We start from the raw sequence: 15,805 nt of genomic DNA on the forward strand, positions 1-15,805 counted from the left end.
CTCCGGTCGGTGGGGATCAGGCCCCGGCTGGAGGTGTTCGGGTCAATTCGTGGAAGAGCTCCTTGAAGCGATCGCCGCGGGCGGCAAAATTGGGAAATTGGTCGAAAGAGGCGCAAGCGGGTGCCAGCAAAACGGCCGTTCCGGGTTCGGCGACGGCGTGTGCGCGGAGGCAGGCGGCGTCGAAATCGTGTTCCCGGATTGGAGAATAGACGGCCAGGTCGTCGCAGATCTTGTTGGTCGTCTCACCATAGGCGACAATATATTGTGGTTGATTTTGTGCAAGATTTAAGCCGTCGAAACGGCCTCCCTTGTCGCTTCCACCGAGGATCAACACGTAGGGTTGGCCCATCGAATCGACGGCCGCCTGGGCCGCGTGCACGTTGGTGGCCTTGCTGTCGTTGATCCAGATCCGACCCTCGTGTTCACCGACCCGTTCCATGCGGTGCACCAGGCCTTTGAAGCTCGTCAGCGCCCGGGTGGCGCCGTCTCCGTCGACGCCCAGTTCGCGGGCCACGCGGCAGGCGAACAGCGCGTTGGTCAGGTTGTGGCCGATCAGGGTGGGGTTGGCGCCCGCATCCGCTTGCCAATCATCGGCCAGGTAAAGCTTCCGGTCGCGCATGCAGGCATTTGCATGGGGCAGCGACTCGCGCCGGGCGGCGCCGGGGACCGACACGTCGAGGTCGGCCGAGATCAGGGCCAGATCGTCGGGGAGCTGCCGGGCGAACAGCTTCAGTTTGGTGTCGCGGTAGCGGGCCAGGGTACCGTGGCGATCCAGGTGGTCGGCCGCCACGTTGAGCAACACGCCGATCCGGGGTCGGAAGCGGTCCACGTGTTCCAGTTGGAACGACGAGACCTCCACCACGTACACGGCCTCCGGATCCTCGTCGACCACCCTGGCGAAGGCCACGCCGATATTGCCGCAAAGCCGGCTTTTCAGGCCGTTTTCGCGCAAAAGGTGGTCGATCAGGCTGACGGTCGTCGACTTGCCGTTCGACCCGGTGACGGCCACGACGGTGCCCTTCTGGTGGCGAAAGGCCAATTCCAGTTCGGACAGGATCGGCACCTCGGCGGCCTGGGCCGCCACGATCAGCGGGTGGTGGATCGACAGGCCTGGCGACACCACGACGCGGTCGTAGCGCGACCAGTCGAGGGTCGACACGTCGGTAAAGTGATCCTGTGCGGCCCCGTTCACGGCCGATTGGGCCTGATCCGGACGCATGCGATCGTCAAAAGTATCGAACGGGCGAGATTCGCGGACCAGCAGAGCGGCTGCCGCCGTTCCGCTTTGTCCCAAACCGGCCACCAGTGTGTTCATGGCTTCCTCGCGGGGGGGCGTCGCGTACTAACGCAACTTGAGCGTGCTCAACGCCAGAATGGCGAACAGGATGGAGATCATCCAGAACCGGATGATCACCTGGGATTCGTGCCAACCCTTCAGCTCGAAGTGGTGGTGGATGGGCGACATCAGGAAGATCCGTTTTTTGCGCCACTTGTAGGATGCGACTTGCAGGATGACCGAAAGCGCCTCGATCACGAACAGGCCGCCGACGATGATCAGGAGCAGGGAATGGGTGGTCAACAGCGCCATGGTTCCCAGGGCTCCGCCCAACGAGAGTGCGCCGGTATCGCCCATGAACACGTCGGCCGGGTGGGCGTTGTGCCAGAGAAAACCCATGCAGGCACCGGCCATGGCCGCGCCGTAGACGACCAGCTCGCCGGTGTGGGGCACGTGGGGGATGGCCAGGTAGTTGGCCATGGTGATGTGGCTGGTGAGGTAGGCGATGACCGTGTAGGTGCTGAAGGCGACGCCCGAGGCGCCGATGGCCAGGCCGTCCAGGCCGTCGGTCAGGTTGACCGCGTTGCTGGCGCCCAGCAGGACGATCATGGCGAAGGGGATGAACAGGAACGACATTTCCGGATGGAAGTTCTTGAAAAAGGGCACGTACAGTTCGGTCGTGTATTCACCGGCGCGGGCCAGGAAGAACATCCACACCGCCACGGTGCCGCCGATCAGGGTCAAATACAGGAACTTGCGTTTGGCCGTCAGTCCCAGGTTGCGCCGTTTCAGGATCTTGGAGAGATCGTCGATGAAGCCCACCAGTCCGAATCCCAGGGTGGCGATCATCTGGATCCAAATCATGTTGTTGTCGAGGTCGGCCCACAGCAAGGTGCTGAGCAATACCGCGGTCAGGATCAGCACGCCGCCCATGGTCGGTGTCCCGGCCTTTTTCTTGTGGCTCTGCGGTCCTTCCTCGCGGATCTCCTGACCGATGCTCATGGCCTGCAGTTTGCGGATGACCATCGGGCCGAGCATCAGACACAGCAGGAACGCGGTGGACCCGGACAATGCCGAACGCACGGTGATGTATCGAAAAATATTGAATAGACTGGAGAGTTCGGCATAGGGCGCCAACAAGAAATAGAGCATGCAGGGTTTCCTCTTCAGGCGAGTTTTGCGGTGAGCGCTTGAACAAAGCGTTCGAGGCGGATGCCGCGACTGGCCTTACACCAAATCCGGGAGCCCTCGGGGATGGGGCCGCTCAGCGCGGCGGCCGCCTCGTTGACCGAGGGGAAATGTTCCACTTTGCAATTGGGGCGCTTGTGCGCCATGAGTCCCTCGTAGGTGAATTCGCTGAGGGTGCCGATCAGCGTCACCTGGTCGAAGCCGTACCCGGCGATGGATTCGCCGAGCTTGCGGTGGATGTCGTGTTCTTCGTCGCCCAGTTCCAACATGTCGCCCAGAATCAGCCAGCGGTAGTAGCGCGGCGAGAGGGGCGCGAAGGAGCGCAGCACGTTTTCCACCGCGACGGGGCTGGCGTTGTAGGTGTCGTCCACCACCAGGACGTCGCCGTCGTAGGCGTAGAGTTTCGATCGCTGGGCGCTGGGCTGGATGCAGCGCAGTGCCGAGACCAGGTCGGATCCGGAGACGCCCAGGGCCAGGCCTGCCGCGCAGGCCGCAACCGCGTTGTTCACGTTGAATCGGCCGGGAAGCGGCAGGGACAGCAACTGGTGTTTGCCGTTGCCGAACTCCAGGTGGAAGGGGGTGGCGTCCCAGTCGGAAAACGGCTCCATGCGGGCGCGCACGTCCGTCTGGGGGTCGAAGAAGCCATAGGTGAATTTCTTGCCGCGGAACGGGGCGCTGAAGCGCGAAACCAGCGGGTCGTCGGCGTTGTAGATCAGAATCTTGTCCTTGCCGAGGTAGTCCACGATTTCCGCCTTGGCCTTGGCGATCTCCTCGAGGCTGGCGAAGTTGGCCATGTGTACCGCGTGCACCGTGGTCCACAGCGCCGCGTCCGGTTGCGCGATCTCCATCAGTTGGCGGATTTCGCCGGGATAGGACATGCCCATTTCCGCGACCATCCACTCGTCCTCCGGTTTGAGTTTGAGAATCTCCATGGGCAGCCCGATCGTGCTGTTGTAATTGCCTTCGCTCTTGCGCGTGTGGAAGGTGGTGTTCAGTACGGAAGCCGTGATTTCCTTGGTGGTCGTCTTGCCGACGCTGCCGGTGATGCCGAGAATCTTGGTCTTCATGGCGCGTCGATGGGCGGCGGCCAGAAAACCCAGGGCCCGAATGGTGTCGCCCACGGCGATGCAGTTGCGGTTGGGCTCGGCCTTGTCCAACGAGCGAACCAGGCAGGCGATGGCGCCGCGTTTGGCGGCCTCGGCGGTGAACCGGTGACCGTCGACCCGTTGGCCCTCCACGGCCACGTAGATCTGGCCGGGCGCCACGGCGCGGCTGTCGGTGGTGAAGCCGGTGACGGCCGCGTCTTCGGTGCAGGTGTGTTCGCTGGGCTGAAGGACGCGAATGACGTCGGTCAGCCGTTCGATGGCCAGGGGCGGCGCCTTGTGAAAGCTGTACTGAGAACCGCCGGCCCGGTCGGCCGGTGCCATGAGGACGTAGGGTTTCCTAATCATCGGAGGCCCCCTTTCCAGGTGTGGCGGATTCGGATGCCGGGTTCCGCGGGCTCGTGGCCGGTGGCCGGGTGCGATCTCGGTCGACCCGGTCCTCGCGCAGCGGCTTGGCGCGAATGCGTTGTTGGATGAAGCCCAGGGCCACTTCCCAATCGCTGAACGGATAGTGGCGGCCGTGGATCTCCTGGGTCGTCTCGTGACCCTTGCCGGCGATCAGGATCAGGTCGCCTTCCTCGGCCATGTGGATCGCGGCGTGGATCGCCTGGCGGCGGTCGGTCTGGCGAATGAAACCCGGGCCCAGCGGGCGCTTGATGCCCTTGTGGACCATGTCCATGATGACCTCGGGATCCTCGGTGCGCGGGTTGTCCGTGGTCAGGATGACGATGTCGGAATAACGACCGGCGATGGCGCCCATCTCTGGACGCTTGCTGTGATCGCGATCGCCACCGGCGCCGAAGACGGTGATCATGCGTTTGGGGTTGGTTTCGGCGCAGGCCCGCAGCACGCTTTGAAGCGCGTCGGGCGTGTGGGCGAAGTCGATGGCGACGCCGAAGGTCTGGCCGACGTCGATCAATTCCAGGCGACCGGGTACGGCGCGGATGTCGCCGGTTTCCTGCGCGATTTCCGACAGTTTGCGACCTTCGCAGAGGGCGACCGCCAGGGCCGCGGTGAAATTGTAGACGTTGTGCTCGCCCATCAACGGGATGCGGAAATCGTGGGTGTCGCCCTTGAAGTTCACCCGAAACGAAGCGCCCTTGATGCCCAGCTCGCCGATTTCGAAACGCAGGTCGGCCTCTTCGCTCTGTCCGAAGCGAATCGTATGACGTCCCTCGGGCACCACGATGCGCTTGGCGTAGGGATCGTCCCAGTTCAGGATGGCGGTGCCGCCCCTGCGCAACAGGCTGAATTGGCGGTGCTTGGCTTGAAAATACGATTCCATGTTGCCGTGAAAGTCCAGGTGGTCGCGACTGAGATTGGTGAAGATCCCGTATTGCAGTTCCAGGCCCAGCACGCGGTCGAACATCAGGCCGTGGGAGCTGATTTCCACCGCGGCGTAGGCGCAGCGGTTGGAGACCATTTCACCCAGGCACCGATAGAACTCCGACGATTCGGGCGTGGTGCGGGTGGCGCGCTCTTCCGAATGGCCGTTGAAATAGCTCAGGGTGCCGATGCGCCCGCAGGTACCCAGGCGGCGCAGCAACGAGGACGTCAGGTAGGTGGTGGTGGTCTTGCCGTTGGTTCCGGTGACGCCGATGATCTTGATCTTCTGGTCGGGATGGTCGTAGAGCCGGCGGGCCATCAGGGCCATCGCTTTGCGCGGATCGTCCACCCGGCAGATGGGAATGCTGAACGGCACCTTTTCCGGCTGATTGGTGAGAATGCAGACCGCGCCCAACTGGGTGGCGCAGCCGACGTAGTTGTGACCGTCGCGATGGCGGCCCTCGATCGCGACAAACATCGATCCGTGCTGTACTTTCCGGCTGTCGTGGGTAATCTGTGAAATTTTCAGGTCGCCACTGCTTTCGGCCAGCAATTCGCCAATTCCGTCAACCAGTTCCCGCAATTTCATGTGTTCATCCTCTTCACTGATCGATCCCGCCCCTCTGGGTGGCGCATCGAAGCGTATGCGTGCTTTTTGCGGTCCGTCAAGCTCAATCGGAACCGCCGCCCTGCAGACCGGGACTGAGCCTGAGTTTGCAGGTTCGGTTCTCGGGGATCGGCTCGCCCGGAGCCGGCCACTGACTGATCACGCGACCGCTACCCTGGATGTCGGCGATCAGGTCGAGCAAGCCGCATTGGTAAAGCAGGTTGCGTAATCCCAAACCCTGGAAGTCAGGCATCTGGCCATTCTCGGGTGGCGGTGTGACCTCGCGCGCAAGCCAGTCCGGAGTGCCGGCATACACCGGAATCTTGTTTCGGGAGGATAGCTCTTTGTCATAGATGACGATTTGCGAGCCGATTTCGGAAAAGATTGGTGCCGCCACCTCACCCCCGTGCTTTTTGCGCCCCTTGGGGTCGTGGACCACCACCATCATACCGTAGCGTGGATTCTCCTCGGGGAAAAACCCCACGAATGAACTGTTAAAGCTCTTGCGCGAATAGCGCGAGCCCTGAAGCCGTTGGGCCGTGCCGGTTTTGCCGAAAACACCGACGCCTTCCAGGGCCGCCGCCTTGGCCGTGCCTTCCTCGACGACGCCCCGCAGTGCGTGCACCAATTTGGCCGCCGTTTCGGGGCGGATCACCTGGGGTTGCGGCTCCTGTGGGGCCAGTTCCTCGACCCGGCCGTCCGGGAAAACGATGCGTTGCACGATGTAGGGGGTGACGAGCCGGCCCTCGTTGGCGACCACCGAGGCGGCGCGCAGCATCTGTAGCGGCGTGACCGAGATTTCGTGGCCCAGGGAGAGGAAGGACGACGAGACCTTGGTCCACTCGCCCAGCGGGCGCCGAATGCCGTTGGATTCGGCCGGCAGATCGATACCGGTGCGCTCGCCGAACCCGAAACGCTGGATGTACTCGGCGAAGGTTTCGGGCGAGAAGCGCTGGGACACCTTGATGGCGCCGACGTTGGAGCTGTGCCACAGGATCTCCTTGACCGAGAGCAGGCCGAAGGGTTTGTGGTCGCGGATGAACTTGTCGTAGACCTGGATGCCGCCGCGTCGCTTTTCGCAGTCGAAGACGTCCTCGATCCGGATGGCGCCGGAATCGAGCCCGACCGCGACCGTGACGATCTTGAACGCCGACGCCGGTTCGTAGACGTCGACCACCGCGCGGTTCTTACGCGCGAAGGCCTTGAACTGGCCGTAGCGGTTGGGATCGAAATCGGGAACGTTGGCCATGGCCAGAATCGCTCCGGTGCGGGGGTTCATGACGATCGCGGTGATGTTCTTGGCCTTGGTGCGCTTGAGCGCGCGGCGCAGGGCGCTTTCCGCGAAGAACTGGATGTTGGCGTCCAGGGTCAACTGAACGCTGGCGCCGTTGACCGGTTCCTGGATCACCGTGTCCTCGCCGCCCAGGGTGATGTTCTGTTTGCGGCCGTCGCGCAGGACCTCGCGCTTGCCCGGGGTGCCGCGCATGACCTCGTCGAACTGGGACTCGATGCCTTCCTTGACCTTGCCGTCCACGGAGGTGAAGCCCAGCACGTGCGACCCCAACCAGCCGTTGGGGTAGTTGCGCCACGATTTCTTGCGGATGTGAATGCCGCGCAGGCCCAGTTGGGCGATGTGGCGGGCCTTGGCCTCGCTGGTGCGCTTGGCGATGTAGGTGAAGCGGCGTTTCTTGTTGCTCAGCTCTTCGGCTTTGCGGTTGGCCCAGGCGCGGTTCTTCCCCAGGACGTCGGCCAGGGCCTTGGCCGTGGCTTCCGGGTCCTCGACCACGGCCGGGTCGGCGAAGATGTAGGGCTCCTCTTGGCTGATGGCCAACGTTTTGTGGTTGGTGTCCAGAATTTCGCCGCGCAATGCCGGGATCGACTCTTCGTGATTGTGTAGGTTTGCGGCACGAGCGACCATTTCCTCGTGCCGCATAATTTGCAGGTCTATGAGCCGGTAGACGATGACCGAACCCCACAGAAGTAGGAAAACCAGAAGCAGGTTCATTCTGATCGGGAAGATTCGGTCTTCTTTCATCGGGGTCAGGGTTCCACATTCAACCTTGCGACGAGGTTTTCGTATTGTTCGCGTTCTTCACCTTGGTCGGGCAGCGGGGTTTGGGTGTAGACCACTTCGTAGCGGTCGCCCTTGGGAAGCGGGCGCAGGCCGAGATCGAAGGCCTGGTTGAGAATGCGGCCCGGTCGTTCGAGGCGTGCCTTTTCCGAGCGCAGGCGGATCTGTTCCTGGCGGAGCTGGGCGTTTTGGTGGCGCAGTTCGGTGATGCTGTAACCGAGATCCACCACGGAGCTGCGCTTGTAGACCACGAACAACATGCAGCAAACCAGGACGAGAATGCCGACGACGAACTTGGCGATGTCTCTCCCCATGCGGCGCCCCGGTTTGACCTTGCGGTCGGCGCGGGCGAACATGTGGTCGGAATGGCGTTTGTGATTCATGGTTGAGCTCCTTTCTTGCGATAGGCTTCCCGGCGGCGGCGCCCCTTCGATCGGGGTTCGCTTCCGGGAATGCAGCGCTCCAAGACGCGAAGCTTGGCACTGCGGGACGCCGGGTTGAGTCGTGACTCCTCCTCGGCGGCGACGCGGGGTTTTTTGGTCAGCACGGCGAACTCGCCGGTTTCGGAGAGTTCGCGAAAGGTATGTTTGACGATGCGGTCTTCGAGGCTGTGGAAGCTGATGATGACCGCACGGCCGCCTTCGGCCAGTTTGGCCGCGGCGCGCGGCAACTGGTGGCGAAGCATGTCCAGCTCGTTGTTGATCGCGATGCGAAGCGCCTGGAAGGTGCGGGTCGCGGGGTCGATGCGGTGATAGCGTTTGGGGTAGGCGCGCCGGCAGAGTTCCGCCAAGGCGCCGGTCGTCTCAATCGGGTGTTCTTGCCGGGCCGCCACGATCTGTCGCGCGATGCGCCGCGACAGTCGTTCCTCGCCATACATATATATAAGGTCGGCGAGTTCGCCTTCCGGCAGGTTGTTGACCAGGTCGGCCGCGGTGGTTTCCTGGCGACGATCCATGCGCATGTCCAATGGACCGTCTTCCTTGAAACTGAAGCCGCGGTCGGCTTCTTTCAGTTGCATCATCGAGGTCCCCAGGTCCCACAGAAAGCCGGCCAAACCATTGGGAATCAGATCGATCACATCCTCGATGGCGCCGCGATGGAAGCTGAAACGCGAATCCGAAGCGAAAGCCCCGGCGCGCGCCTCGGCCACGTCGTCGCGATCCGAGCCGTGCAGGCGCCCGTCCGGGCCCAGTTGGGCCAGAACGCGTCCGCTGTGCCCGCCGCCGCCGAAGGTCCCGTCCCAATAGGTCCCGTCGGGACGTACGGCGAGGCCTTCGAGCACCTCTTCCATCAGTACCGGGATGTGTTGTTCCACCTGTGTTTATCCCCATTGCTTCCAGCTTCCCGAAATCCAAGCGTCGGTCAGGCACTTAGATTCCGAGGGTCATGAAGTCCTCGGCGGTGAAGTCGTCTTCACCATCGAGGGCCGTGATTTTCTCGGACGGCCACATCTCGATGTGGTCGGTACAGCCGATCAGCACCACGTCTTGGGCGATGCCGACCTGGCCGCGTTGCGTCGGTTTGATCGAAACCCGTCCCTGTCCGTCCATTTCCACCTCGGCCCCGCAACGGTTCGCTCTGGTCAGGAACTTCCGTTTCAGGGGGTTCATGGTACCCAGTGCGTTGACGCGCGCCTCGATCTCTTCCCAAACCTGGACGGGGTATATCTGCAGGTACTCGTCGGTCAGGGCGGTGACAAACAGGGTACTGCCGTATGTACTTTCCAGATTTTTTTTGAAGACAGAAGGCATTTTGAGGCGGCCCTTCTCGTCGATGCGCGCTTCAGCATGCCCACGCAACCGGGTAGCCATGGGAACCCAACCAAGGTGGTATTACGGAACAGAGAACATCCGAAAATCCCGTATCGTCCATTCTAGTCCACTCTGGTCCACCCGGTCAACAAAGCGACCACCCTTTTGTCCCGTGTATGGACAGATGCGATATGAGTCACATAAATCCTTGTGGTTTCAGCGGTTTGGCGTGTGCGGGGCACGAGGTAGTGACGTGTTTTGATGTGTTAAATTGCTTGATTTATTGGGGTTGTGATCGCGTGGTTTTTCTCGGTTTTTTCGGTGGACATGATTTTGTGAAGTTATGTAGCCGCGCTCAATGTTACTATGGCAATTCAAGTTGAAATCGACATGTGGTAGGGCTTGTGTGGTGAGCTACCCTATGTTGCGGTCTGTATCGCGCTCATTGCGCATTTCATCGGGAGACCTTCGGTGGACGAAAGTGGACCGGGCTCCCGGTCCATTTTGGTCCACCCTACCCGCCAAACGGTGGAGTGGTCCATTTTGGTCCACCCGTTCCTCCTTTTTCGGTTTTCTCTCCGCGATGCCCGCGACATCGGTGGTTCAGGCGGTTTTTGACCTTGCAGCCATACCGGTTCATGCCGCGCACCTCCGCGCGTTGCAATATGGTTGAAACCGAAACTTACTTGAGCCATGATGGTGAAGAGAATTTTTCATCCAAGACTGCGGCCGATGTGGGCCCGTCTTTTTTTCTTCGGAGGATCCATGACTCAGTTGTCCGTGTATTCCGAAATCGGCCGCCTGCGCGCCGTGGCTGTCCATTCTCCCGGTTTGGAAGTCGACCGCATGACCCCGTCTCTGATGCACGAATTGCTGTTCGACGACATCTTGTTCGGAAAGGAAGCACGGGAAGAGCACGACGTCTTTTCGAAGGTCATCGCCAAGGTGGCCGACGACGTGTACGACGTTCAGGAGATGTTGGCGACCTCGTTGGGTCAGGAAGGCGCGCGCCGGCATTTCCTGGATCGCTTTTGCGTGCTCCACCAATTGCAGTCTGCCGATCGCGATCGGCTCGAAGCCCTGGACGATCGGACCCTGGCCGAGCTTTCGGTCGCCGGTTGGTACGAGGACATCGATCAGGGCACCCGCTATCGGTTCCGCTTCCCGCCCGTTCCCAACCTCCTGTTCATGCGCGATCCGGCGGCGGTGATCGGCAACGGGGTGTCGCTCAACCACATGGCCACCAATGCGCGGCGGGCCGAGCCCTTCATCCTGGACACCGTGATGCGGTTCCATCCCAAATACCGCATCGACGACGAGAGCCGCATTTGGTTCGACGCGATTCCGGGTTACCTGAGCGGCCTGCCCGAGCTGAACAACACCATCGAGGGTGGCGATATCCTCGTGCTTTCCCAGGATATCCTCGCCATCGGGGTCAGCATTCGCACCACCCAGAGCGCGGTGACCATGCTCGCCGAAAAGTTGCGCGCCCAGGAAAAGTTCAAGACCCTGTTCGCCGTGTTGATGCCCCACGAGCGGGCGGTCATGCACTTGGACACCATCTTCACCCAGATCGATCGGGAACACTGCCTGGTCTTCCCGCCCTTTTTCTGCAAGGGTATCGACAGTTTGCCGGTGATCAAGATGGACCTGAGCGGGCCCAAGCTCGAAATCACGCTCAAGGACAATTTCCTCTCCGCGCTGGCCGACGAAGGGCATGCGCTGAAGCCGATCCTGTGCGGTGGAAAAAATCGTTTGGACCAGGAACGCGAGCAGTGGACCGATGGTGCCAACGCCTTCTGCCTGGCTCCGGGGGTCATTTTGGGTTACAGCCGCAACCTCAAGACTGCCAACGAGTTGGAAAAGGTGGGCTACAACGTGGTCAGCGGTGAAGAAGTGCTGGCGAAGGATATCGACTTGCTGGATGGGAAACGCTACCTGGTGATGATCTCGGGCAACGAATTGAGTCGTGCCCGCGGTGGTGCCCGCTGTATGACGTTCCCGTTGCGCCGCGACCCGATCTAAAGCGACCCGGTCTGGCGCGACCCGGTCTTGCGCGACCCGGTCAAGCAACCATCGAACGCGGCCCTGTCCGAACGACACGGCCTCGGTCGCGTTCAACCCTGTATCAGTAATGTAAGGAAGGGGCGATGCTTTCGCGGCAGCGTCCCACTGGCTCGGATCTCTCGGGGGGCCCGGCTGTTGATGGAATCAAGTCTATTAAGGTCAGGAAGGGGTTCATGAAGAAAGCACTGATCGCGTTCGGGGGGAACGCATTGGTTAAGGCGGGCGAGATCGGCCTGCAGAAACAACAGTTGGACAACGCCAAGGAGGCCGCCGAGATGGTGGTGCGCTTGTTGGAGCAGGGTTACCTGCCCATCATCGTACACGGCAACGGCCCCCAGGTAGGCAACGTCCTGATTCAACAAGAAGAAGCCGCCAACCGCGTACCGCCCTACACCATGGATATTTGCGTGGCGCAAACGGTCGGCAGCATGGGTTACATGTTGCAGCGCTCCATCGAGAACATGATCAGGTTCAAGGGTTTGAGCCAGAAGGTCAGTACCGTGTTGAGCGAGGTCGTGGTCGATGCCGAGGATCCGGGATTTCACGATCCCACCAAACCCGTGGGGCCCTTCTACGAGAACTTTCGCGCCCACCAACTGGAATCGGAAAAGGGATGGGTCATGAAGGAAGATTCCGGGCGCGGATGGCGCCGCCAGGTTCCTTCGCCGCAACCGTTGCGCATCGCCCAAATCGACGCCATTCGCAGCCTGGTGGATGCCGGTTTCGTGGTTTTGGCCTGCGGCGGCGGTGGCATTCCCGTCTATGAAGATCCCAACGGTTACCTGATCGGCATCGAAGCGGTCGTCGACAAGGATCGAACCTCGGCCATGCTGGGCCACGAACTCGAGGCGGAGGTCTTCATCGTGCTGACTGGGGTGGAAAAGGTCGCCCTCGATTTCGGAAAACCCACCCAGCGCGACCTCGATCGGATGACGGTGAGCGAGGCCGCTCGCTACCTGGAAGAGGGCCAATTCCCGCCAGGTAGCATGGGACCCAAGATCCAATCCTCGATCGAGTACATTCGCGGCGGCGGGCGCGAGGTCCTGATCACCACCGCCGAGTGCCTGTTGCGTGGCCAAGTCGAGAACGTGGGCACGCGCATCGTACCCGACCCGTAACTCGTGTCTCTCTCGAAAAAAACTCGTTTGGCGTCGCCGAACGCCGAAAGGTTCGCTCGGGCATGAGCGATCGCCCTCGGCGCCGTCGATGGGTGCCGAAAGGCCGGAGCCCATGGGGTTGGGGCCTTGTCGAAGCGCGGCAAGGGGAGGCGGGAAGCCTCCGCTTGTGTTATGATCAGGCGCCTTTGAGGCCGGACTCCGTGGAGTCGATTCTGGGTCACGGAGCGTCCCGTTGTCGTTGAAGCAACTGAAAGTCAAGCAAAGCCAGCGGTTTTTGGCAGGGTTGGCGCGGCTACTCCATCGCCGTTTTCGCATCATTCTGCTTTTGTTTTTGCTGCTCACCCTTTTCTTCGCCAATTTTGCGCTCAAATTGGAGCAGAAAACGACCCTGCGCGATTTGCTGCCCGGCGATAATCCCGTGGTGCATCGATTCGAGGACATCGTCACCCATTTCGACCTGATCGATCGGCTCGTGGTGGTGGTTCAGTTCGATCCGATGCACGGCGACGAGGCGCAGACATTCGCTGAAATCCTGGTCGATCAGGTCAACGAGCAACCGGATGCGACCGAGTACTTCCATTGGTTGCGGGCGAACCTGTTCGATGCCGAGCAGAACACCAACTGGCACTCCTTTCTCCAATACCTGACGCGGTTGATACCTGCCGAACATCTGCCCGATCTCGCCGAGCAATTGAGCGATGCGGCGATCGCCGAGCGCATCGCCGAGAACCGGCGGGACCTCCAATCCGGGTTGACATCCAAGACCTTGATCGAAAAGGACCCTTTGAATCTATTGGAGTTTGCCGGCACCTATCGCCAGGAGATCACCGGCAACTACCAGATCAATTTCACCGACGGGTTCCTGATGAGCAAGAGCCGCGATATGCTCTTGATCCTCGGCAAGCCCAAGCGGTCGCCCGAGGACGTCGATTTCAGCACTGCCTTGAACGATTTCCTGCTCGATCAGATCGAAGCGGCAAAAGTAGTGTACCTGGATGAGGAGGGACAGGACCCCGCCCAACTCTTCGAGGTCGGCCTGACGGGGCCGCACCCGATCACCGCCCACGAGAACGCCATCATCAAGGGTGACGTGAACAGCATGTTCATCAGCTCGTTCGCGATGGTCCTGCTTTTGTTCGTGTTGGCCTATCGGCGACCCTTGGCGATCATGTACGTGGGCTTGCCCCTGATCGCGGCCGAGATTTGGACGCTCGGTGCGGGTTACCTGTTGTTCGGGCGCTTGAACCTGATGACCGCCACCTTTTCCGCGGTGATCGTGGGTCTCGGCATCGACTTCGCCATCCACATTTTTTCGCGTTATCTGGACGAGCGCGAGCACGGTCACGACATTGGCCAAGCCATGGAAATCGCGCTTTCCGAAACGGGCCTGGGCACCTTCATCGGAGGCTGTACCACTGCGCTGGCCTTTCTGGCACTAGGGTTCAGTGAGTTCTCCGGGCTGCGCGAATTCGCCATCATCGCCGCCGTGGGGATTTTCTGCTGCCTGTTGCAGATGTTCGTGCTGTTGCCCTGCATGTTGTTCTTCCGCGAGACCTGGCGTCGCGACAAGGCCTTTTCGGCCCGGGCGCAATGGGATTTCCACGTGGAGAAGTTGCTTTCCGTCTCGTTGCGCCACCCCAAGGTGGCGGTCGGGTTGCTGGTCGTCGGTACCCTGTTTCTGATGGTGGAGGCCGTGCAACTCCGCTTCACGACCGATATCCGCTCCGTGCGGGCCCGCTCCAACCCTTCCATCAATCTCCAGAACGAGGTGACCGCCAAGGTCGGCGGCAGCCTTCGTTCCTTGACCTTCGTGCTCGAGGCCGGTACCGAGGAAGAGTTGTATGCGGCGCACGACAAGCTCGTTCCCGTCATGCGCAAGATGAAGGAAGAGGGCAAGTTGGTGCGCTGGGACAGCCTGCTCTCGTTTCTCCAGAGTCCGCGCGAGCAATCGGTGAACATGAAGGCGCTCGGCGAGGCCGGCTTGACCGGAGAAGGCGTCACCCACGCTTTTTACGCGGCCCTGGACAAGCAGCAGTTCCGCGCCACGGAGGATTCCCGCCAGTACATCGAAAACCTGGCCAAGGGCCTCGACGCGGGGCGACCCATCTCGCTGAAGGAAATCCTCGCCACCGACAGTCCCTTTACCCGGCCCTTCCTGAATCATTACGACGACAAGTACAAGGCCCTGATCCACGTCTATCCCAGCCTGGGCCTGTGGCACAAGAACGCCACCCGCGAATTGACCGACACCCTGCTCGCTCAGGTCGATACCGGGGAGGGCGCCGCGATTCACGTCACCGGTATCCAAACCATTTCCGATGAGTTGAAACGCCTGGTCAAGGATTCGTTTCGGTTGTCGACCCTGCTCTCGGTGTTCCTGGTGATCGGGGCCATGTACATGCACTTCCGGCGGCCATCTCTGGTCGTGTTGACCCTGACGCCGCTGTGCATCGCCGTGGTGTGGATGTTGGGGACCATGAAGCTCCTGGGCATCGACATCACCATTCTCAATTTCGTGGCGACCCCTTTGATCATCGGCATCGGGATCGATGACGGTGTGCATATCGTCGAGAAATACCTGCACCGCAAGTCCGATGAAATTCTCAAGCTGATGGCGAACTGCGGCAAGGCCGTCACGCTCACCTCGCTGACCACGATCTTCGGGTTCAGCTCGCTGTTTCTCGCGGATTATTCCGGATTTCGCAGTCTGGGACTGTGCGCCATCCTGGGCGTTTTTTATTGCTGGGTCGGATCGGTGGTGCTGTTGCCCCTGTTGATGCAGGTGTTTAGGGTTCAATTTGTCCGTGGATCACGGGAATAGCGGGCTCGGCCCAAGCGGGGTCGGCATGCTAATATTGTGGCGCCACCGCGCGAACCCTCGGGGTTCGGCGATCCTCAGAAAACTAGGTGGGAGCGGCCCCCATGATACGTAGCACCAAACAACGTGCGCTCATTCGCGAGATTTTCGAGGCGGCGGAGCGACCGCTGAGCCCGCAAGATGTCGTGGACGCGGTTCAGGAGCGGGACGGGACGATCGGCATCGCCACTGTCTACCGCAACCTGAAGCGACTGCGTGAGGAAGGATGGCTGGTGGCGGTCGAATTACCGGGACAGCCGGCCTGTTACGAGCGCGCCGAGCACGACCATCACCATCATTTTCAATGTGATAGCTGTGGCACCATTTACGATGTGCCCGGTTGCGCCAACCTACGAGAGCTGACCCACGGCATGCAGGATTTCGAGGTTTTGCGCCACGAGATCTGGTTGTTCGGCAAGTGTGCCACCTGTAAATGACGAT

General features: G+C 61.1%; 12 protein-coding genes. 4 read left to right on the forward strand and 8 right to left on the reverse strand.

Features of this window, described 5'->3' with window-relative positions; genetic code table 11:
- Positions 1 to 16: 16 nt before the first annotated feature.
- The 8 genes from murD to J3U87_RS20875 all read right to left on the reverse strand — a co-directional run bounded on the left by murD (position 17) and on the right by J3U87_RS20875 (position 9,382).
- On the reverse strand, positions 17 to 1,315 hold the full coding sequence (murD, locus tag J3U87_RS20840; RefSeq protein ID WP_237377706.1) for a UDP-N-acetylmuramoyl-L-alanine--D-glutamate ligase: 1,299 nt from the start codon (positions 1,313 to 1,315) through the stop codon (positions 17 to 19).
- A gap of 27 nt (positions 1,316 to 1,342) precedes the next feature.
- Positions 1,343 to 2,428, reverse strand: coding sequence for a phospho-N-acetylmuramoyl-pentapeptide-transferase (mraY, locus tag J3U87_RS20845; RefSeq protein ID WP_237377707.1), 1,086 nt, complete (start codon positions 2,426 to 2,428; stop codon positions 1,343 to 1,345).
- A gap of 14 nt (positions 2,429 to 2,442) precedes the next feature.
- Positions 2,443 to 3,915, reverse strand: coding sequence for a UDP-N-acetylmuramoyl-tripeptide--D-alanyl-D-alanine ligase (locus tag J3U87_RS20850; protein ID WP_237377708.1), 1,473 nt, complete (start codon positions 3,913 to 3,915; stop codon positions 2,443 to 2,445).
- Complete coding sequence (locus tag J3U87_RS20855; RefSeq protein WP_237377709.1) at positions 3,908 to 5,482, reverse strand: UDP-N-acetylmuramoyl-L-alanyl-D-glutamate--2,6-diaminopimelate ligase; 1,575 nt, start codon at positions 5,480 to 5,482, stop codon at positions 3,908 to 3,910. Before J3U87_RS20855 ends, J3U87_RS20850 begins: the two co-directional genes overlap by 8 nt.
- Before the next feature lie 82 nt (positions 5,483 to 5,564).
- On the reverse strand, positions 5,565 to 7,535 hold the full coding sequence (locus J3U87_RS20860) for a penicillin-binding protein (RefSeq protein ID WP_237377710.1): 1,971 nt from the start codon (positions 7,533 to 7,535) through the stop codon (positions 5,565 to 5,567).
- Between the two features lie 5 nt (positions 7,536 to 7,540).
- Positions 7,541 to 7,954, reverse strand: a complete 414-nt coding sequence (locus J3U87_RS20865; protein ID WP_237377711.1) for an FtsB/FtsL family cell division protein — start codon at positions 7,952 to 7,954, stop codon at positions 7,541 to 7,543.
- Entirely contained in the window at positions 7,951 to 8,886 is a 936-nt protein-coding gene (gene rsmH / locus J3U87_RS20870; protein WP_237377712.1) for a 16S rRNA (cytosine(1402)-N(4))-methyltransferase RsmH, read from the reverse strand. Before rsmH ends, J3U87_RS20865 begins: the two co-directional genes overlap by 4 nt.
- A 55-nt stretch (positions 8,887 to 8,941) precedes the next feature.
- Positions 8,942 to 9,382, reverse strand: a complete 441-nt coding sequence (locus tag J3U87_RS20875; RefSeq protein ID WP_237377713.1) for a division/cell wall cluster transcriptional repressor MraZ — start codon at positions 9,380 to 9,382, stop codon at positions 8,942 to 8,944.
- 705 nt (positions 9,383 to 10,087) lie between these two features.
- Here J3U87_RS20875 and J3U87_RS20880 point away from each other — a divergent pair.
- From J3U87_RS20880 to J3U87_RS20895, 4 genes are all read left to right on the forward strand, one after another.
- Positions 10,088 to 11,347, forward strand: coding sequence for an arginine deiminase (locus J3U87_RS20880; protein ID WP_237377714.1), 1,260 nt, complete (start codon positions 10,088 to 10,090; stop codon positions 11,345 to 11,347).
- A gap of 215 nt (positions 11,348 to 11,562) precedes the next feature.
- A complete protein-coding gene (locus tag J3U87_RS20885) occupies positions 11,563 to 12,507 on the forward strand; it encodes a carbamate kinase (RefSeq protein ID WP_237377715.1) in 945 nt (314 codons plus the stop codon).
- Positions 12,508 to 12,739: 232 nt separating this feature from the next.
- Positions 12,740 to 15,328 carry an efflux RND transporter permease subunit gene (locus tag J3U87_RS20890; RefSeq protein ID WP_237377716.1) on the forward strand — a complete coding sequence of 863 codons (2,589 nt, stop codon included), beginning with the start codon at positions 12,740 to 12,742 and terminating at the stop codon, positions 15,326 to 15,328.
- 101 nt (positions 15,329 to 15,429) lie between these two features.
- Positions 15,430 to 15,801 carry a Fur family transcriptional regulator gene (locus tag J3U87_RS20895; RefSeq protein ID WP_237377717.1) on the forward strand — a complete coding sequence of 124 codons (372 nt, stop codon included), beginning with the start codon at positions 15,430 to 15,432 and terminating at the stop codon, positions 15,799 to 15,801.
- The last annotated feature ends 4 nt before the right edge of the window (positions 15,802 to 15,805 follow it).

Origin of the sequence: Sulfidibacter corallicola (assembly GCF_017498545.1) — a bacterium.
Classification (GTDB): domain Bacteria; phylum Acidobacteriota; class Holophagae; order Acanthopleuribacterales; family Acanthopleuribacteraceae; genus Sulfidibacter; species Sulfidibacter corallicola.

Excerpts from the sequence above, each read along its gene's own strand:
- murD (WP_237377706.1), bottom strand. The coding sequence starts at position 1,315 with ATGAACACACTGGTGGCCGGTTTGGGACAAAGCGGAACGGCGGCAGCC.
- mraY (WP_237377707.1), bottom strand. The coding sequence starts at position 2,428 with ATGCTCTATTTCTTGTTGGCGCCCTATGCCGAACTCTCCAGTCTATTC.
- J3U87_RS20850 (WP_237377708.1), bottom strand. The coding sequence starts at position 3,915 with ATGATTAGGAAACCCTACGTCCTCATGGCACCGGCCGACCGGGCCGGC.
- J3U87_RS20855 (WP_237377709.1), bottom strand. The coding sequence starts at position 5,482 with ATGAAATTGCGGGAACTGGTTGACGGAATTGGCGAATTGCTGGCCGAA.
- J3U87_RS20860 (WP_237377710.1), bottom strand. The coding sequence starts at position 7,535 with ATGAAAGAAGACCGAATCTTCCCGATCAGAATGAACCTGCTTCTGGTT.
- J3U87_RS20865 (WP_237377711.1), bottom strand. The coding sequence starts at position 7,954 with ATGAATCACAAACGCCATTCCGACCACATGTTCGCCCGCGCCGACCGC.
- J3U87_RS20875 (WP_237377713.1), bottom strand. The coding sequence starts at position 9,382 with ATGGCTACCCGGTTGCGTGGGCATGCTGAAGCGCGCATCGACGAGAAG.
- J3U87_RS20880 (WP_237377714.1), top strand. The coding sequence starts at position 10,088 with ATGACTCAGTTGTCCGTGTATTCCGAAATCGGCCGCCTGCGCGCCGTG.
- J3U87_RS20885 (WP_237377715.1), top strand. The coding sequence starts at position 11,563 with ATGAAGAAAGCACTGATCGCGTTCGGGGGGAACGCATTGGTTAAGGCG.
- J3U87_RS20895 (WP_237377717.1), top strand. The coding sequence starts at position 15,430 with ATGATACGTAGCACCAAACAACGTGCGCTCATTCGCGAGATTTTCGAG.